General features: G+C 71.0%; 14 protein-coding genes. 5 read left to right on the top strand and 9 right to left on the bottom strand.

All coding sequences use genetic code 11. The annotated features are described in order from the left end of the window. The first annotated feature begins 34 nt into the window (after positions 1-34). The 3 genes from FE633_RS25330 to FE633_RS25320 all read left to right on the top strand — a co-directional run bounded on the left by FE633_RS25330 (position 35) and on the right by FE633_RS25320 (position 2,605). Positions 35-676, top strand: coding sequence for a TetR/AcrR family transcriptional regulator (locus tag FE633_RS25330; protein WP_138047493.1), 642 nt, complete (start codon positions 35-37; stop codon positions 674-676). 91 nt (positions 677-767) lie between these two features. Then, positions 768-1,514: an ArsR/SmtB family transcription factor gene (locus FE633_RS25325; protein WP_138047492.1), complete on the top strand. Its 747-nt coding sequence runs from the start codon at positions 768-770 to the stop codon at positions 1,512-1,514. 122 nt (positions 1,515-1,636) lie between these two features. Continuing rightward, a complete protein-coding gene (locus FE633_RS25320) occupies positions 1,637-2,605 on the top strand; it encodes a DMT family transporter (protein ID WP_138047549.1) in 969 nt (322 codons plus the stop codon). A 39-nt stretch (positions 2,606-2,644) separates the two neighbouring features. Here FE633_RS25320 and FE633_RS25315 read toward each other — a convergent pair whose 3' ends face one another. From FE633_RS25315 to FE633_RS25275, 9 genes are all read right to left on the bottom strand, one after another. Next, positions 2,645-3,967 (bottom strand): MFS transporter, encoded by a 1,323-nt coding sequence (locus FE633_RS25315; RefSeq protein ID WP_138047491.1) that lies wholly within the window; start codon positions 3,965-3,967, stop codon positions 2,645-2,647. A 248-nt stretch (positions 3,968-4,215) separates the two neighbouring features. Further along, positions 4,216-5,298 (bottom strand): Zn-dependent alcohol dehydrogenase, encoded by a 1,083-nt coding sequence (locus tag FE633_RS25310; protein WP_138047490.1) that lies wholly within the window; start codon positions 5,296-5,298, stop codon positions 4,216-4,218. An 11-nt stretch (positions 5,299-5,309) separates the two neighbouring features. Next, positions 5,310-6,701: an aldehyde dehydrogenase family protein gene (locus tag FE633_RS25305; RefSeq protein WP_138047489.1), complete on the bottom strand. Its 1,392-nt coding sequence runs from the start codon at positions 6,699-6,701 to the stop codon at positions 5,310-5,312. 111 nt (positions 6,702-6,812) lie between these two features. Then, entirely contained in the window at positions 6,813-8,153 is a 1,341-nt protein-coding gene (locus FE633_RS25300; protein WP_138047488.1) for an ABC transporter ATP-binding protein, read from the bottom strand. Positions 8,154-8,333: 180 nt separating this feature from the next. Then, the gene (locus tag FE633_RS25295; protein ID WP_138047487.1) at positions 8,334-9,560 is read right to left on the bottom strand and encodes an MFS transporter; all 1,227 of its coding nucleotides are present in this window, start codon (positions 9,558-9,560) and stop codon (positions 8,334-8,336) included. 36 nt (positions 9,561-9,596) lie between these two features. Beyond that, the gene (locus FE633_RS25290) at positions 9,597-11,072 is read right to left on the bottom strand and encodes a CitMHS family transporter (protein WP_138047486.1); all 1,476 of its coding nucleotides are present in this window, start codon (positions 11,070-11,072) and stop codon (positions 9,597-9,599) included. A 122-nt stretch (positions 11,073-11,194) separates the two neighbouring features. After that, entirely contained in the window at positions 11,195-13,507 is a 2,313-nt protein-coding gene (locus FE633_RS25285; protein WP_138047485.1) for a molybdopterin oxidoreductase family protein, read from the bottom strand. Positions 13,508-13,616: 109 nt separating this feature from the next. After that, positions 13,617-14,234: a TetR/AcrR family transcriptional regulator gene (locus tag FE633_RS25280; RefSeq protein WP_138047484.1), complete on the bottom strand. Its 618-nt coding sequence runs from the start codon at positions 14,232-14,234 to the stop codon at positions 13,617-13,619. Further along, positions 14,231-14,821: a hypothetical protein gene (locus FE633_RS25275; RefSeq protein ID WP_138047483.1), complete on the bottom strand. Its 591-nt coding sequence runs from the start codon at positions 14,819-14,821 to the stop codon at positions 14,231-14,233. The genes FE633_RS25280 and FE633_RS25275 overlap by 4 nt, the downstream gene beginning before the upstream one ends. A gap of 206 nt (positions 14,822-15,027) precedes the next feature. Between FE633_RS25275 and hmgA the strand changes: the two genes are divergently transcribed. Both hmgA and FE633_RS25265 read left to right on the top strand, forming a co-directional pair. Continuing rightward, positions 15,028-16,377, top strand: coding sequence for a homogentisate 1,2-dioxygenase (hmgA, locus tag FE633_RS25270; protein WP_138047482.1), 1,350 nt, complete (start codon positions 15,028-15,030; stop codon positions 16,375-16,377). Positions 16,378-16,405: 28 nt separating this feature from the next. Next, a complete protein-coding gene (locus FE633_RS25265) occupies positions 16,406-17,152 on the top strand; it encodes a GntR family transcriptional regulator (RefSeq protein ID WP_138047481.1) in 747 nt (248 codons plus the stop codon). The last annotated feature ends 46 nt before the right edge of the window (positions 17,153-17,198 follow it).

Raw genomic sequence — 17,198 nt, 5'->3', positions numbered from 1 at the left:
GCCGGTTTCCGTGCCCCGCCCTACGATGTGCGCCATGGCCCGACCGCGTAAGCCTCTCCTCAGCACCGATCGCATCGTCGCGACGGCACGGGCGCTCGTGGACGCGGAGGGCCTGGCCGCCGTCTCCACGCGCCGGCTCGCCGCCGAGCTGGGGGTGAGCGGGCCCTCGCTCTACAACCACTTCCGCACGAAGGACCAGATCCTGGAGGCGGTGGCCGACGCGGTGAGCGCACAGGTCGACCTGTCGATGTTCGAGGACGGCCGGGACTGGCGGACCGCGCTGCACGACTGGGCCGTCTCCTACCGGGCCGCCCTGCGCGACCACCCGAACATCGTCCCGGTCCTCGCACGCGGTCCCGGCCGCCGCCCGGCCGGTCTGCGCCTGGCGGACGCGGTGTTCGGCGCGATGGTCGACGCGGGCTGGCCGCCCGCGCAGGCCACGTCCATCGGCGCGCTGATGCGGTACTTCATCATGGGCTCCGCGCTCGGATCCTTCGCCGGCGGCTTCGTGGACGACGAGACCGCCTACGACCCCGCCGACTATCCGCACCTCGGGCAGGCCCATCTGCTCTCCGAGCAGCAGGAGAAGATCGACGAACGGGCCTTCGCGACGGGACTCGCCGCGCTGCTGGACGGGCTGTCGCAGCAGTACGAGCAGATGCGGCGCACGGCGTGACGCGGCCGGGAGGGACCACGCGAGGGTGCCCCAAGCACCCTCCCGGAACCGTTCGGCGCTCACCGAACCGTCCGTGTTCCATGCTGGAGCCATGAGCACCAGGAACGCGCACCGCACACGGCCCGGGAACGCCCAGGCTCCTGGGCTCGCGGCGCTTGCCGGGCTGATCGCCGACGAGACTCGGGCCGCCTTTCTGCTGGTGCTGCTCGACGGACGGGCCTGGACCGCCGGCGAGCTGGCCCGGTACGCGGGGGTCGCCGCGTCGACGGCCAGCGAGCACCTGGGCAAGCTCGTCGCGGGCGGGCTGCTCGCCGAGGAGCGGCAGGGACGGCACCGCTACGTACGGCTGGCCGACGCGCAGGTCGCGCAGCTGGTCGAGGACCTCGCCGCCCAGGTGTCTCCGGCCGCCGTCGAACGGCCGCGCGGCCTGCGTGAGTCCAGTGCCGGGTCCGCGATGGCGCGGGGCCGCACCTGCTACGACCACCTCGCCGGGCGGCTCGGCATCGCCGTCACCGACGCCCTGACCGGCCTCGGACTGCTGCGAACGTACAAAAAAGGCGACGCCGGGTTCGCGCTCACGGACGAGGGGCTGGCCTGGTTCGACGGCCAGGGCATCCCTCTCGTACGCACCGGGCGGCGGCCGCTCGCCCGGGCCTGCCTCGACTGGACCGAACGACGGCCGCATCTCGCGGGCGTGGCGGGCGCCGCCCTGTGCCGGCACGCCCTGGACGCGGGCTGGTGCGTACGCATCGGCTCGGAACGGGCCGTGAAGGTCACGGACGAGGGCGATCAGGCCTTCGCGGAGCTCCTGGGGATCGAGTCGGCGGCGCTCCACTGAGCCGGCGAGGCTCCGCCGAGATGCTCCGCTGACCGCCTTGTCCGCAGGGGGCCGCCGCTCCCAGCACCGTGTCCGAAATCCGCGAGCCCTCCCGCCTCTTCCCGCCTAACCTCTGGAGCGTGATGAAGTCTCCTCCGTCCGCCCGTCGTACCGACCTGCTGGCCGCCGGTGCCGCAGCGGTGACCGTCGTGTTGTGGGCCTCCGCGTTCGTGTCCATCCGGAGTGCGGGATCCGCGTACTCCCCCGGGGCGTTGGCTCTGGGGCGACTGCTGGCCGGGGCGCTCGTGCTCGGCCTGATATGCCTCCTGCGTGGGGAGGGGCTGCCGCCGCGCGCCGCCTGGCCGGGGGTCGTGATCTCCGGGCTGCTCTGGTTCGGGCTCTACATGGTGGTGCTCAACTGGGGGGAGCAGAAGGTCGACGCGGGAACCGCCGCCCTGGTGGTGAACGTCGGCCCCCTGGTCATGGCCCTCCTCGCGGGGTGGCTGCTCAAGGAGGGGCTGCCGCCGCGGCTGCTGGCCGGGATGGCGGTGTCGTTCGCGGGCGCGGCGGTGGTCGGTCTGTCGATGTCGGGCGAGGGCAGCGCATCCGTACTCGGTGTCCTGCTGTGCCTGCTCGCGGCGGTGGCGTACGCGGGCGGTGTCGTCGCCCAGAAGCCGGCCCTGCGGCACGGCTCCGCGCTCCAGGTGACCACGTTCGGTTGTGCGATCGGCGCGGTGGCCTGTCTGCCGTTCGCCGGTCAGCTGGTCTCCGAGGCCCGTGACGCCCCGCTGTCCGCGACCCTCAACATGCTGTATCTGGGCGTCTTCCCGACTGCCCTGGCGTTCACCACCTGGGCCTTCGCCCTGGCCCGTACGACGGCCGGGAAGATGGGCGCGACGACGTACGCGGTGCCCGCGCTGGTGGTGCTGATGTCCTGGCTGGCGCTGGACGAGGTACCGGGGTGGGTCACCCTCGTCGGCGGGCTGGTGTGTCTGGCGGGCGTCGCGGTGTCGCGGTCCCGGCCTCGGGAGCGGGCGGTCACGACCGCCGCCGTCACGGCCACGACCGCGGCTCCGGAGGAGAGTCCGGAGCCGCAGCCCGAGCAGGCGTAGCCGCTGCGTACAGCCGTCACAGCCGGTAGGCACAGCTGTTCAGCGTGAACGCGCCCTGTTCGCGAGGACCTTGATCGATGCGAGCGCGATCACGGCGAGCCCGATGATGTAGCCGGACACGGACATCGACGTGCCCGTCGCCTCCAGCAGCAGCACCATCACGAAGGGCGCGAGTCCGCCGCCGAGTACGGCCGCTATCTGGTAGCCGAGCGAGGCGCCCGTGTAGCGCATCTCGGGCGTGAACAACTCGGCGAACAGGGCGGCTTGCGGGCCGTACATGATGCTGAGGAAGCAACTGGCGACGAACGTGCCGACGGCCAGCCACAGCAGCGAGCCGGTGTCGATCAGCAGGAACATCGGCACTGCCCACAGGGCGATCCCGGCCGCGCCGAACCCGTAGATCCGGATGCGGCCGACGCGGTCGGAGAGCGCGGCCGCCGCGGGGATCAGCACGAGCTGGGTGAGGCTCACGCAGAGCGAGACGGTGAGGACGGCGCCGCGTTCCATGTCGAGTTCGCGGGTCGTGTAGTCGAGGACGCCGGTGATGAGGATGTAGAAGGTCGCGGTGTTCACGGCGAACGAGCCGCCCGCGAGGAACACCGTGCCGAGATGACCGCGGAGGACGGTGCGCAGTGGGGAGTTCTTCTCGCCCTTCTCCTTCTCGGACAGGGCCCGTTCGGCCTCGCGGAACGCCGGGGTCTCCTCGACGCGTGTGTGGATGTACCAGGCGAGTCCGAGGACGAGCAGGCCGACCAGGAACGGTACCCGCCAGCCCCAGGAGGCGAACGCGCTCTCGCTGGTGAGGGCACCGGCGAGCAGGAAGACCGAGTTGGCGGTCACCACGCCGATGGGGACGCCGAGTTGGACCACGCTGCCGTAGACGCCGCGCTTGCCCTCGGGGGCGTACTCCGTGGCGAGGAGCATCGCGCCGCCCCACTGGGCGCCGACCGCGATGCCCTGCATCACGCGCAGGACGACGAGGAGTACGGGGGCGGCGATGCCGATCGTCGCGTACGTGGGGAGGAGGCCGATGCCCGTGGTGGCCACGCCCATCAGGGTCAGGGCCAGGACCAGCATGGGCTTGCGGCCCCGTTTGTCGCCGAGTTGGCCCGCGATGACTCCGCCGAGCGGGCGGGCCAGGAAGCCGACGGCGAAGGTGGCGAACGAGGCGAGGACTCCTGCGGAGGGGCTGCCCGCGGGGAAGTACAGGTCTCCGAGGACGAGGGCCGCGGCGATACCGAAGACGAAGTAGTCGTACCACTCGACGGCGGAGGCGAGGGCGGCGGCGGTGGCCACCTTGCGGCGGTTTCTGGTGTCTTGGCTGGTAGTGCTGTCGGGGAGAGCGGAAGGTGCGGTGTCCATGCGTGCACACTCCGGTGGGTGCGGGGACGTTCCGGGGAACGTACTGACCGGACGGTATGTAGGTCAACGGTCGTGCGCGCACCGGTTGGGGCGGGTGGGTGTTTCTCGCCCCCGCCGCCCCTACCCTCCCCAAGCTCTCGGCTTCGCTCGAGCAGGGGGACCCCCATCCGTCCCCTGGGGCTCCGCCCCAGACCCCGCTCCTCAAACTCCCCCAGCTACCGCTGGGAGGTGCCCCCAGGGGCTGATTTTCAGGCGAACTCCACCAACGCCCGCCCACCCTTCCCCGCCACCATCGCGTCGAACGCCGCCGGGATCCCCTCCAGCGCGATCCGATCCGTCACCAGCGCCCCCAGGTCGAGACGCCCCGCGCGCACATGCTCGGCCAGGACCGGCAGGTCCCGTGCCGGGTCGGAGTTGCCGTACACGCAGCCCGCCAGCGTCCGGCCCCAGTGGAAGATCTCCAGGGCGTTGAAGGAGACCTGCTGATCCTTGCCGCCGATGCCGACGACCGTCGTGCGGCCTCCGCGCCGCGTGGACTCCCAGGCCGCACGGATCGTGACGGCACGCCCCACGCACTCGACGGCCACGTCGACCCCCTGCTTGCCGGTGAGGCCACGGATTGCGCGCGCGGTGTCCTCGGAGGCGACGACGTAGTCGGTGGCGCCCGCCGCGCGGGCCAGCCCCTCCTTCTCCGGGGACACATCGACCGCGACGATCTTCGAGGCGCCCGCGATCCGGGCCGCCTGCAACGTCGCGAGACCGACCCCGCCGACTCCGAACACCGCGACGGACTCACCCGGCCGGACCTTCGCCGAGTGATGGACGGCGCCGTATCCGGTGAGTACGGCGCAGCCGAGGAGGGCCGCGTCGGCCAGAGGGACGCCGTCCGGCGCGGGCAGCACGCACCCGGCGGCCACGACGGTCTCCTCCGCGAACGCCGCGACGTTCAGCCCGGGATGCAGCTCCGTGCCATCGGCACGATGCGCGTATACGTCCGCCGCGCCGGCCAGCGCGTTCGCGCACAGCCACACTTCCCCGAGGGAACAGGCATGGCAACTCCCGCAGGAGGGTGCCCAGTTGAGTACGACGTCGGTGCCGGGCGCGACATGCGTGACTCCCTCGCCGACGGAGACGACCGTGCCCGCTCCCTCGTGGCCGAGCACGGCCGGGACCGGCACCCTCATGGTGCCGTTGGACAGCGACAGGTCGGAGTGACAGACCCCGGCGGCGGCCAGCCTGACACGGACCTGTCCGGGGCCGGGCTCCGGCAGATGGATCTCCGTGATCTCCAGCGGAGCACCGACGGCGGGCAATACGGCAGCGCGAACCACGTACGAACTCCTCAGAACTGGAGGGACTTGGTCTGGAGGTACTCGGCGAGCCCGTGCGAGCCCAGCTCCCGCCCCACTCCGGACTGCTTGTAACCCCCGAACGGAGCGAGAGGGTTGAACCGTCCGCCGTTGATGTCCACCTGCCCGGTGTCCAGTTGACGCGCGAAAGCGACCGCCTCGGCCTCGTCGCCCGCCCACACGGCGCCGGCCAGCCCGTACACGGTGCCGTTGGCGATGCGCAGGGCGTCCGCCTCGTCCTCGTACCGGATGATCGACAGGACGGGGCCGAAGATCTCCTCCTGGGCGATCGTCATCTCCGCCGTCACATCGGCGAAGACGGTCGGGCTGACGAAGTAGCCCTGCTCCCGCGGGGATTCGGGACCGCCCGCGACCAGCCGCGCGCCCTCCGCGACGCCCTTCTCGATGTAGCCGCGCACGCGCTGCCGCTGCCCCGCGTTGACGAGCGGGCCGATGCGATCGCCGTACTTGGCGGCGGCGTCTGCGGCCAGCTCGACCGCCTCGTCGTAACGCGAGGTGTGCACCAGCATGCGGGTCCAGGCGCTGCAGGTCTGGCCGGAGTTGGACATCACGTTGGCCACGCCGATGTTGACCGCCTTCGCGAGGTCGGCGCTCGGCAGGATGACGTTGGCGGACTTGCCGCCGAGTTCGAGGGCGACCCGCTTGACGGCCGCACCGGCGGTCGCACCGATCTGCCTGCCGACCGCGGTGGAACCGGTGAAGGAGACCAGGTCCACCCCCGGATGCTCGGCGAGCGCCTGGCCGGCGACCGGGCCGAGGCCCGTGACCAGGTTGAACACCCCGGCCGGTACACCTGCTTCGTGCGCCGCCTCGGCGAAGAGCTGGGCGGTCAGCGGGGTGTCCTCGGCGGGCTTGAGGACGATCGTGCAGCCCGCGGCCAGCGCGGGGGCGACCTTGTTGACGATCTGGTGCAGCGGATAGTTCCACGGAGTGATCGCGCCGACCACACCGGCCGGCTCCTGGTAGACGGTCGAGTTGCCGACCTTCTCCTCGAAGGGGTACGTGGCGGCCAGTTCGGCGTACGAACCCGCGACCATGATCGGCAGACCCACCTGCACCTTCTGCGAGAACGGCAGCGGTGAGCCGAGCTCGGCGGTGATGGTCTCGGCGATCTCGTCCTTGCGGGCGACGAGAACGTCCCGCAGAGCCGCCAGCCGGGCCCCGCGTTCGGCGGGCTCGGTCGCCGCCCAGCCCGGGAGCGCGGCACGGGCGGCACGCACGGCGGCATCGATGTCCTCCGCGCCACCCGCGGGGACCGTGGCGATGAGCTGCTCGTCGGCGGGGTTCACGACCGGGATACCGGCCTCGGTGCCGACACCGCCGCACCACTCGCCGCCGATGTACATGCCGTCGTGGGCCTTCATGACTTCCTCCCTGGCTGTTCCTGTCGTCCGCCCCTCAAACTAGCGGCGTTAGTTTTGGTACGCCAGGGGCGGCAGGGGGCGCCGGCGTTCACCAGGCAGAGGAGCCAGAGTTCACCACCCCAGGTCCGGCGCGTGGTCAGGCGCCGGGGAGATGCGCTCCCCGTACCGGTCGAAGACGAAGAGGTGGTCGAGGTCGACCAGGAGGGGGACCTGCATGCCCTGGCGGAGGTCGACGTCGGGGGTGGTGCGCACCACCAGATCGCCCGTGGGGGCGGGCAGCCGCTCCTCCCTGGGCTCGTACGCGTCGCCGTCCCGGTCCAGCACCACCACGGGTCCGGCCCGCAGGGAGACCGCGCGTTCCCTCAGCCGGTCCAGCACGGTCATCCGGGAGGTGTCCCTGCGACGGCGTACGAGCGACTGCGGGCGCGGGGCCTCCAGCTCCGGTACGACGGCGGGCTGCGAGCCGGTGTTGAAGTGCACCAGCACCTCGTGCCCCTGGTACTCGACGTGCTCCACCAGACCGCTGATCGGCACCTCGCCGGGTCTGGCCGCGGAGCGCGGGGCCAGGCGTACGGCCTCCGAACGCAGGCCGACGATGACCTCGCGGCCCTGCTGCACCCGCAGCAACTGATGGTCCAGACAGAGGGGTTCGGGCAGCCGCAACGCCTGGCGGCCCAGACCGATCGACATCGCTCCGTCGAGCGGCGCGCGGACGACGCCGCGCAGCAGATTGATCCGCGGGATGCCGATGAAGGCGGCGACGAAGACATTCGCGGGCCGTGCGTAGACCATGCGCGGGGTGTCCAGCTGCTGGAGGATGCCGCCGCGCAGCACCGCGACGCGGTCGCCCAGCGACATCGCCTCGGCCTGGTCGTGGGTGACGTACACCGTGGTGGCGCCCACCTCCCTGGTGACCCTGGAGATCTCGGTCCGCAGATGGTTGCGGAGCTTGGCGTCGAGATTGGACAGCGGCTCGTCCATCAGAAAGGCGGAGGGGTGCCGGGCGATGGCACGGCCCATGGCGACGCGCTGGCGTTCGCCGCCGGAGAGCTGGTGGGGGTAGCGGCCCAGCAGGTCCTCGATGCCGAGCATCCGGGCCGTGGCGTCCACGCGCGGGGAGTGGTCCTCGCCGGGGCTCTCCATGCGCAGCGGAAAGGCGATGTTTCCGCGTGTCGTCATGGTCGGGTACAGGGCGAAGCTCTGGAAGACCATGGCCATGTCGCGCTCGCTGGGATCCAGGTCGTTGGCGTACTCGCCGTCGAGGAGCACCTCGCCCTCGGTGACCTCCTCCAGTCCGGCGATCATCCTCAGCACGGTCGACTTGCCGCAGCCCGAGGGTCCGAGCAGGACGAGGAACTCGCCGGGCTCGATGTCGAGTGACAGCTTTTCCACCGCGCGGATGCCGCGCTGGTACGACTTGCTGACCCTGTTCAGGGAGATGGCGCGTGTCATTGCGTGGGTTCCCCCGGGGCTTCCGGTGTGCGTGCGCGGAAAAAAGTCGTGGGGGTCACGGAAACTAACGGACCGCACGGGCGCGGGGAAGACCGTCCGAAGGATTGGTACGGTCCGTTTACGGAGAATCCGGAAGAGGATTCTCCGCTTCAACCCGGCGCACGCTCGCTGTGCGCCGGATCAGTGCCGCTCGTGCTCCGGCGCGGACGTCGTATGCTCCGTCTTCCGCGTCCGCGCGCCCCCCGTACGATGCGGCCGCAGCCCCAGCCCCGAGGCGATCAGCAGCAGCGCGCCCAGCATCACGAACGGGGCGGCCGTGCCCGCGATTCCGGCGATCAGGCCCGCGGCCGCCGGTGCCGCTGCCTGGCCCAGCCGGTTGCCGGTCAGGCGCAGTGCCAGGGCCGTGGAGCGGGCGTCCTCCGGGGCGGCCTGGACCACCGTCGTCATCGACAAGGGCTGGCCGACGCCCAGGCAGAAGCCGAGGGCCGCGAGCATCACGGCCAGCGCCCAGACCGGGACCGGCAGCGCGATGCCCACGCACAGGAAGGCCGCCAGCAGACAGGTCGTGGTGAGCAGCACGGCCCGGCCCAGCAGTCGCAGCATCGGCGTCATCACCAGACGGCACGCGATGGTCGCCGCCGCGCGCAGGCTCAGCAGCAGGCCGATCACGGACGGTGCGATGCCCCGGTGCTCGCCGACCACCGGAAGGTACGCGGTGAGGATGTCCGTCGCCGAGAGGACGGCGAGGCTGATGAAGATGCCCGCGGGGACGCCCCGGGTGCGCAGGATGCGGTGCACGGGGGCGCGCTCACCCTGGCGGGCACGGGACGTGGCCGGCGCGCGGTGCTCGATGCGCCACAGCGAGGTGAACGAGACCGCGGCGCCCGCGCCCGCGACGAGCAGCGCGAGCGCGCTCGTGCCGGCCATGTCGGGGCCGCCGATCAGTGCGCCCGCGGCGATCGGGCCGACCAGCTGACCGAGGGACGCGCCGATGGTGAAGTGGCCGAAGTTGCGGTCCTGTTCGTGCGGCTCGGACTGGCGGGCCACGATCGACTGGGCGCCGATCACGAAAGAGAGGTGCCCGAGGCCCATCACCCCGCTCCAAGCCGCCATCGCGAGCAGGGAGTTCGCCGTACCGCTGAGGGCACAGCCACCGGCGATGAGCACGACGCCGGCCGGCAGCAGTGGAGCGCACCGTCCGTGGTCGGTCCTGCGGCCGAGCGGTACGGCGGCGAACAGCGGCAGCAGCGCGTACACGCCCGCGATGACACCGACCGCGCGCTCGTCCGCGCCCAGCGCGAGGGCCCGGTAGGAGACGGCGGGCCGGGCCATCGACACCGCCCCCTGCGCGAAGCTGAAGGCGATGACGAGGCGGAGCAGCCAGCCGCGGTTCCGACCGGGCCTCACGATGTGTTCCTCCAAGAAGGGGTCGGGAGTACGGGGTCAGATGATGCCGAACACAATCCCCGCGCCGAGTACCACGAGCGACGTGAGCGCGGCCCACTTGACCACGAACTTGGTGTGGTCGCCGAACTCCACCTTCGCCATACCCACCAGGACGTACACGGCCGGCACCAGCGGGCTCGACATGTGCAGCGGCTGGCCGACGAGCGAGGCGCGGGCGATCTCGAGCGGCGAGACGCCGTGCGCGGCTCCGGCCTCCGCGAGCACCGGCAGGACGCCGAAGTAGAAGCCGTCGTTCGACATGAAGTAGGTGAGCGGCAGGCTCAGGAAGCCGGTGACGAGCGCCATGTGCGGGCCCATGCCGCCGGGGATGCTGTCGACGATCCACTTGGCCATGGAGTCGACCATGCCGGTGCCCTGCAGGACGCCGGTGAAGACGGCGGCGGCGAAGACCATGCCGGAGACGTTGAGGACGTTGTCGGCGTGGGCCGCGAGCCGGGCCCTCTGGTCGGGAATACGCGGGAAGTTGACGGTCAGCGCGAGCGCGGCACCGAGGATGAACAGGACCGGGATCGGCAGCCACTCCATGATCATCGCGGTGAGGAGGACGACCGTGAGCAGCGCGTTGAACCAGTAGAGCTTGGGGCGCAGCGTCGGGCGGTTGGGGTCCAGGCCCTGGAGCCGTGCGTCGTCTTCGGAGTCGTCACCCTGGGAGTCGTCCGAGCCGTCCGAGCCGTTGGATCCGTCCGAGCCGTCGGAGGCCTCGGCGTCCGTCCCGGTGCCGGCACCGCCGGCGGCCTTCGCGGTGCGGCCCTTCTTGTCGCCGGAGCCGCCCGAGCCGGCGCCGACGAGGACCGTCTCCGTCTGCGGCTCCTTCTCCAGGACGTCGGTCAGGCTCAGTACGCCGAGCCGCTTGCGCTCGCGGCGGCCGAGCACGTACGAGAGCGCGAAGACGAAGAGCAGGCCGACGGCGAGGGCCGGGATCATCGGGACGAAGATCTCGCCGGCGTCGAGCTTGAGCGCGGTGGCGGCGCGGGCGGTGGGGCCGCCCCACGGGAGGGTGTTCATGACGCCGTTGGCGGTGGCGGCGACACCGGTCATCACGACCAGGCTCATCTTGAGCCGCTTGTACAGCGGGTACATCGCCGAGACCGTGATCATGAAGGTCGTCGAGCCGTCGCCGTCGAGCGAGACGATCGCGGCCAGCAGGGCCGTACCGACGACGATCCTCAGGGGGTCTGCCTTGCAGAAGCGCAGGATGCCCCGCACGATCGGGTCGAAGAGCCCGACGTCGATCATGACACCGAAGTACACGATGGCGAACATCAGCATCGCGGCGGTGGGCGCGAGTTGACCCACTCCCTCGATGACGTAGTCGCCGAGCTTGGCCCCCTTTCCGACGAATACGCAGAAGAGTGCCGGGATCAGTACGAGCGCCGCGATCGGCGACATCTTCTTCATCATGATCAGGACCAGGAAGGTCGCGATCATGGCGAAGCCGAGGATGGTCAACATGAATGGTTACCTAACGTTCGCCCTTGAACAGCCACCAGGGCCGGCGGTTGGAGTGACGTTAGGGCGGGTCCACAAGCGTTAACAAGACGTTGACATGCGAGCAATAAGCGCAAAACTCCTGGTCACAGCGTTGCCCCTGTTGGCGCGACGTCGACGGGCACACCATTGAGGACCGCCGTGCCGGACAGCGGGTCGAGCAGACTGCCGTCCAGAAGCTGGTTGACGTTGACGCCGGGTGACTCGGCGGCATGGGTCAGCCGGGTGCCGGGCCGGTCGTGTCCCCAGCCGTGCGGCAGGCTCACCACACCGCGCCGTACACCGTCGGTGACCTCGGCGGGAGCGGTCACCTCTCCCCCGGCGCCCTTGACGCGTACGGGTGCTCCGTCCCGCACACCGAGGCGTTCGGCGTCGTCCGGGTGGATGTGCAGGGTGCAGCGATTGGTGCCGCCGGTGAGGGCGGGGATGTTGTGCATCCAGCTGTTGTTGGAGCGCAGATGGCGGCGGCCGACGAGGACGAGGCCCTCGGGACGTTCACGCAGGGCGTCCCTGAGGCGTGGCAGGTCGTCGGCGATCGGCCGCGGCAGCAGTTCGACGCGTCCGCTGCGGGTCTTCAGGGGCTGTGGCAGGCGCGGCTGGAGCGGTCCGAGGTCGATGCCGTGCGGCTGGTCCAGCAGCTTGTCGAGGTTCAGCCCTTCCGGTCGCAGACCGAATCCGTCGCCGTACGGGCCGAGGCGCAGCATCATGTCGAGCCGTCGCTCCGGTCCGCTCTCGCCGGTGAGCGCGGCGGCGAGTTCGCGGGGGTCGCGGCCATGCACCGGCGAGTGCGGTTCCTTGACGGACTTGCCGAGGGTCTGGTCGATGACCATGGCGTCGACGGCGGAGGGGTCCGCGCCGTGCAAGCCCGTGGCGGCGAGGACGAGCCGGGCGAGGATCTCGGTCTCGGCCATGCGGCCGGGTTCGAGGGGGACGGCCGCGCGGGTGTAGCGGACCTGGTTGCGGATGGCGAGGGTGTTGAACGCGAAGTCGTGGTGCGGGCTCTGCGCGGGCGGGGGCGGCGGCAGCACGACGTGGGCGTGGCGCGAGGTCTCGTTCAGGTAGGGGTCGACGCTGACCATGAAGTCGAGCGAGTCGAGGGCCTTGTCGAGTCGTTCGCCGTCGGGTGCGGACAGGACGGGGTTGGCGGCGACGGCGATGAGAGCGCGTACGGGTTCGCCGTCGGCGGTGGCGGTGTCGATCTCCTCTGCGAGCGCGGCCATCGGCAGTTCGCCCTTGGCTTCCGGGTACCGGCTCACCCTGCTGTGCCAGCGTCCGAGCGCGAAGCCGCGGCCGGGTCCCGCGGGGCGGGGCGTCTTGTCGGTGGCGGCCTGCGGGAACAGGACGCCGCCGGGCTGGTCGAGGTTGCCGGTGAGGATGTTCAGTACGTCGACGAGCCAGCTGGCCAGGGTGCCGTGCGGGACCGTGCAGCTGCCGATGCGGGCGTAGACGGCGGCGGTGGGCGCGGCGGCCAGTTCGCGGGCGAGCGTACGGATCGTATCGGCGTCGATGTCGCAGGCTTCCGCGGCCGCTTCGGGGGTGAAGTCCCTTACGGCGTCGGCGACTTCGTCGAGTCCCTGCACCAACGGGGCGAGTTCGCCGAGGTCGGTGAGCTTCTCCTCGAACAGGACGTGGGCCATCGCCGCCAGCAGAGTCGCGTCGGTGCCGGGGCGGATCGCGACGTGCCGGTCGGCGAGTTTGGCCGTGCGGGTGCGGCGCGGGTCGATGACCGTCAGGGTGCCGCCGCGCTGCTTGAGGGCCTTGAGCTTGCCGGGGAAGTCGGGTGCGGTGCACAGACTCCCGTTGGATTCGAGCGGGTTGGCGCCGATCAGCAGCAGGTGGTCGGTGCGGTCGAGGTCGGGTACGGGGATCGCGTTCGCGTCGCCGTAGAGCAGTCCGCTGGAGACGTGCTTGGGCATCTGGTCGAGGGTGGACGCCGTGAAGAGGCTGTGGGTGCCGAGTCCGGCCAGCAGGACCTGCGGGTAGAGGGCGCCGGCCATGGTGTGGACGTTCGGGTTGCCCAGGACGATTCCGACGGCATGCGGTCCGTGCCGCTCGACGACCGGCCGCAGTCCGGCGGCGACCGCGTCGAACGCCTCCTCCCAGGTGGCCTCGCGCAGCTCGCCGTCCTCGCGCACCAGCGGTGTGCGCAGCCGGTCGGGGTCCGCGTCGACGGCCCCGAACGAGGCTCCCTTCGGGCAGATGAACCCCTGGCTGAACACGTCGTCGCGGTCCCCGCGGGCGCCGGTCACCCGTGTGCCCTCGATGGTGAGCGTCAGCCCGCAGGTGGCTTCGCACAGCGGACAGATGCGCAGGGCGGTACGGGAGTCGGGGGTGGTGGACACGGGTCCTCCCGGAGGCGTGGCGACGGTGGCACGACGGCCCGACGGGATGCGGACCATGGTCGAGCATACCGAGCGGTATGCAGTGAGGGGAGGCCCGTCGAGAGGTCACGTCGGAAATTCGCGCGACGTTCGCCGTCCGCCCCCTTCCGCCTCACACGTCCGGCCTTCAGTCGAGGGACCGCGCGAGATACGCCCGCAGCAGCACCCGGGTCTCCTCGATGATCCGTTCGTCGCCCGACGGGCCGATGCGGAAGGCGAGTTGGACGAGGGTGTCGGCGGCCTCGACGGCCACCAGGAAGGTACGGCGGAGGTCGTCGTCGGGTTCGCGGCCGAGGTAGGCGGAGAGCAGGTCGGTGAGGCGGTCGGCGACACGGGTGTTGGGTTCGGCGCCGCGGGTGCCGACGGGTATCTGGTTGCCGAAGTCGACGAGGGAGAAGCCGGGCGCGGTGCGCTTCATGACGAGGTACTCGTCGAGCACGGCGTCCATCGCCGCACGCCACCCCCCTGAACCGACCTCTTCGAGGCGGTCGGTGACACGCTCGGCGTAGCGGTCGAGGTTGCGCTGGGCGAGGGCATCGGCCATGGCGCGCTTGTTGCCGAAGAAGCGGTAGACGGAGCCTATGGGGACGCCCGCGCGCAGAGCGACCGCGCGAGTGCTCAGGTCGTCGTAGCCGACCTCGTCGAGGAGGTCGGCGCAGGCGTCGAGGATACGGGTGAGTCGTTCCGCGCTACGGCGCTGGACAGGCGCACGGCGGAGTGTTGTCGCGTGGGGCACGGGCTTCATGATGCCTTTCCGCGGGGATGCGGTGAACCGTGCCCCTCCCTACGCCCGTCGGCGCCACCCGCACTCACCGACGGCGAGGGTCCGGGCTCGGACGCGGTGATGTCCGCGGTGCTCTCGACGGGTTCACCGTCGACGGCCCAGACGGTGTCGTCGTCGGCGTACAGGCGCGCCGTGACCTGATGCGTCCCCCGGGTGACGAGATCGCCGGCGAGGTGGTGGGCCGGGTCGCGGAGCACGGCGACGCCGCGGCCGTCCAGCCGGAGGAGGGCATAGCCGCGTCCTTCCTCGGCCACATCCTTCGTGCGAGCCGGTGAGAAGCGGAAGTCGCGGACGGTCACGCGAACGTCCCAGCCGCCGTCGGCGTCGGGTTGCACTTCGATCGCGACCTCGGGTGCGCGCTTCTTGTCGATCTCACGGTAGTGCCGCCCCTCTTCGTCCGTGTCGTCCAGCACCTTCCCCACCGGTGACGGATTCACCCCACCGTCCTCGCCCGCACCACCGGAGTCGCAGCCCGTCAGACCCGCCGGCAAGGCACCGAGCAGGACACAGACCGCGAGCACGGCGAGGAGTCCGCGCGTCCACGACATGCCGGGGAGATTAGGGCACCGCTCCGACAGGCGAATCCCCCTGAAGTCGGGTTCTCGGGCCCTACAGCGACAGCGGGCCTTGACCCGATCGAGCCGTCTCCCGCCGTCTTCCCGCCGTCCCCCATGGTCTCCGCTCGCGCACGCCTTGCGCCCGGAAACCCTGAATCCTACGGTGTTGCATAGGAATCATGAAAAAGGGAGCGATCATGCACGGGGATGCGCGCAAGACCGCCGAGGCGCTGACGTACCTCTCGGGCTTCGGCAACGAGCACAGTTCGGAGGCGGTGCCGGGCGCGCTGCCGCTCGGCCGCAACTCACCGCAGCGCGCACCGCTCGGGCTGTACGCGGAGCAGCTGAGCGGTTCGGCGTTCACGGAGCCGAGGGCGCGGAACCGCCGTTCGTGGCTGTACCGGATCCGCCCGTCGGCCGCCCACCCGGCGTTCACTCGCACCGACAACGGCGCCCTCCGCACGGCGCCCTTCACGGAGACGGTGCCCGATCCGAACCGGCTGCGCTGGGACCCGCTGCCGGAACCCGAGCCGGGCACCGATTTCGTGCGGGGCCTGTGGACCCTGGGCGGCAACGGCGACGCGACGCGGCGCACCGGCATGGCCGTGCACCTGTATCACGCCAACTCCTCGATGGAGCGGGTGTTCAGCGACGCGGACGGCGAGCTGCTGATCGTGCCGGAGAGCGGCGGGCTGCTTCTGCGCACCGAGTTCGGACTGTTGCGGGTGGAACCCGGGCATGTGGCGCTGGTTCCCCGTGGGGTGCGCTTCCGTGTGGAGCTCCTCGACGCCGTGCCGGACGGCGGGCAGAGCCCGACCGCACGGGGCTATGTCTGCGAGAACTACGGGGCGCCCTTCGAGCTCCCCGAGCTCGGCCCGATCGGCGCCAACGGTCTCGCGGGCGCGCGGGACTTCCTGGCGCCGGTCGCCGCGTACGAGGACGTCGAGGGCCCGGTGGAGGTGCTGAACAAGTTCTGCGGCAATCTGTGGACGGCGACGTACGACCACTCGCCGCTGGATGTCGTCGCCTGGCACGGCAGCCATCTGCCGTACGTCTACGACCTGCGCCGTTTCAATGTGATCGGCAGCATCAGCCACGACCACCCGGACCCGTCGATCTTCACCGTCCTCACCTCCCCGACGGACACGCCGGGCCTCGCGAACGTCGACTTCGTGGTGTTCGCACCGCGCTGGCTGGTGGGCGAGGACACGTTCCGGCCGCCGTACTTCCACCGGAACGTGATGAGCGAGTACATGGGGCTCATCGAGGGCGCGTACGACGCCAAGGCCGCCGGTCAGGGGGGTTTCGTCCCGGGCGGGGGTTCGCTGCACAACATGATGTCGGCGCACGGGCCGGACCGGGAGACCTTCGACCGGGCGAGCGCCGCCGAGCTGAAGCCGCAGAAGGTCGACGACGGCCTTGCCTTCATGTTCGAGACGCGCTGGCCGGTGACCGCCACGGCCCAGGCGGCCCGCGCGGAGCACCTGCAGCGCGCGTACGACGATGTGTGGCAGGGCCTCGAACGTCACTTCGGCCCGTTGCACTGAACGCCTCGTGACCGGTACGGATACCTCCGTGACCTCATTCGCCCCGGACTCGATCGTCCTGAACCGCAAACTGCCGCTCTGGTATCAGGTCTCGCAATCGCTGCGGGCCTCGATACTCGGGCGGTCGCCGGAGGACCCGCTGCGCCTGCCGACCGAGGAACAGCTGGCGGGGCATTACGGTGTGAGCGTCCTGACCATGCGGCAGGCGCTCAAGGAGCTGGAGGACGAGGGCCTCATCACGCGCCATCGCAGGCGCGGCACGTTCATCGAGCCGAGTGCCCAGCGGGGCACGCCGGTGCGGCTGCTCGGCTCGGTGGACGCGATCGTGGCCCAGCAGTCGGGTATGGCGACGGAGATGCTCGGTCACGGCACGGCGCCCGTGCCGACCGGACTCGCCGAGTACTTCCCGGATCTGGCCGAGGTCGCGACGTATCACCGGTTGCGCAGTGACGAGAAGACCGGCGAGCCGACGAACCACGCCCGCAACTACGTGCGGCCCGAGCTGGCCGGGCGCATCGACCTCAAGGACCTGGCCCGCTGGCCGATGACGAAGGTGCTGCGGGACGTGGTGGGCACGCACATCAGCCGCATCACCGACACCGTCGAAGCCCGCCTGGCGGACCCGGAGACGGCCCGTCTGCTCCAAGTGCCGCTGCTCAGCCCGATCCTGCACTACACAGGCGTCGCCTACGACGAGGGCGGACAGGTCCTCGACGTGGCGGTCATCCACTACCGCGGAGACAGGTTCTCCTTCACGGTCACCCTCGACGCCTGAGCGCTCCGCTGTGAGGCCGATTCCTGGCTGCGGGTCCGTTGTGGCT

The sequence above is a fragment of the Streptomyces montanus genome (assembly GCF_005786655.1).
Taxonomy (GTDB): Bacteria; Actinomycetota; Actinomycetes; order Streptomycetales; family Streptomycetaceae; genus Streptomyces; species Streptomyces sporangiiformans.
Note: the sequence above shows the minus strand (reverse complement) of the source record. Positions and strands in the feature narration are given on the sequence as shown.

Excerpts from the sequence above, each read along its gene's own strand:
- FE633_RS25330 (WP_138047493.1), top strand. The coding sequence starts at position 35 with ATGGCCCGACCGCGTAAGCCTCTCCTCAGCACCGATCGCATCGTCGCG.
- FE633_RS25325 (WP_138047492.1), top strand. The coding sequence starts at position 768 with ATGAGCACCAGGAACGCGCACCGCACACGGCCCGGGAACGCCCAGGCT.
- FE633_RS25320 (WP_138047549.1), top strand. The coding sequence starts at position 1,637 with ATGAAGTCTCCTCCGTCCGCCCGTCGTACCGACCTGCTGGCCGCCGGT.
- FE633_RS25315 (WP_138047491.1), bottom strand. The coding sequence starts at position 3,967 with ATGGACACCGCACCTTCCGCTCTCCCCGACAGCACTACCAGCCAAGAC.
- FE633_RS25305 (WP_138047489.1), bottom strand. The coding sequence starts at position 6,701 with ATGAAGGCCCACGACGGCATGTACATCGGCGGCGAGTGGTGCGGCGGT.
- FE633_RS25300 (WP_138047488.1), bottom strand. The coding sequence starts at position 8,153 with ATGACACGCGCCATCTCCCTGAACAGGGTCAGCAAGTCGTACCAGCGC.
- FE633_RS25290 (WP_138047486.1), bottom strand. The coding sequence starts at position 11,072 with ATGTTGACCATCCTCGGCTTCGCCATGATCGCGACCTTCCTGGTCCTG.
- FE633_RS25285 (WP_138047485.1), bottom strand. The coding sequence starts at position 13,507 with ATGGTCCGCATCCCGTCGGGCCGTCGTGCCACCGTCGCCACGCCTCCG.
- FE633_RS25280 (WP_138047484.1), bottom strand. The coding sequence starts at position 14,234 with ATGAAGCCCGTGCCCCACGCGACAACACTCCGCCGTGCGCCTGTCCAG.
- FE633_RS25275 (WP_138047483.1), bottom strand. The coding sequence starts at position 14,821 with ATGTCGTGGACGCGCGGACTCCTCGCCGTGCTCGCGGTCTGTGTCCTG.
- hmgA (WP_138047482.1), top strand. The coding sequence starts at position 15,028 with ATGCACGGGGATGCGCGCAAGACCGCCGAGGCGCTGACGTACCTCTCG.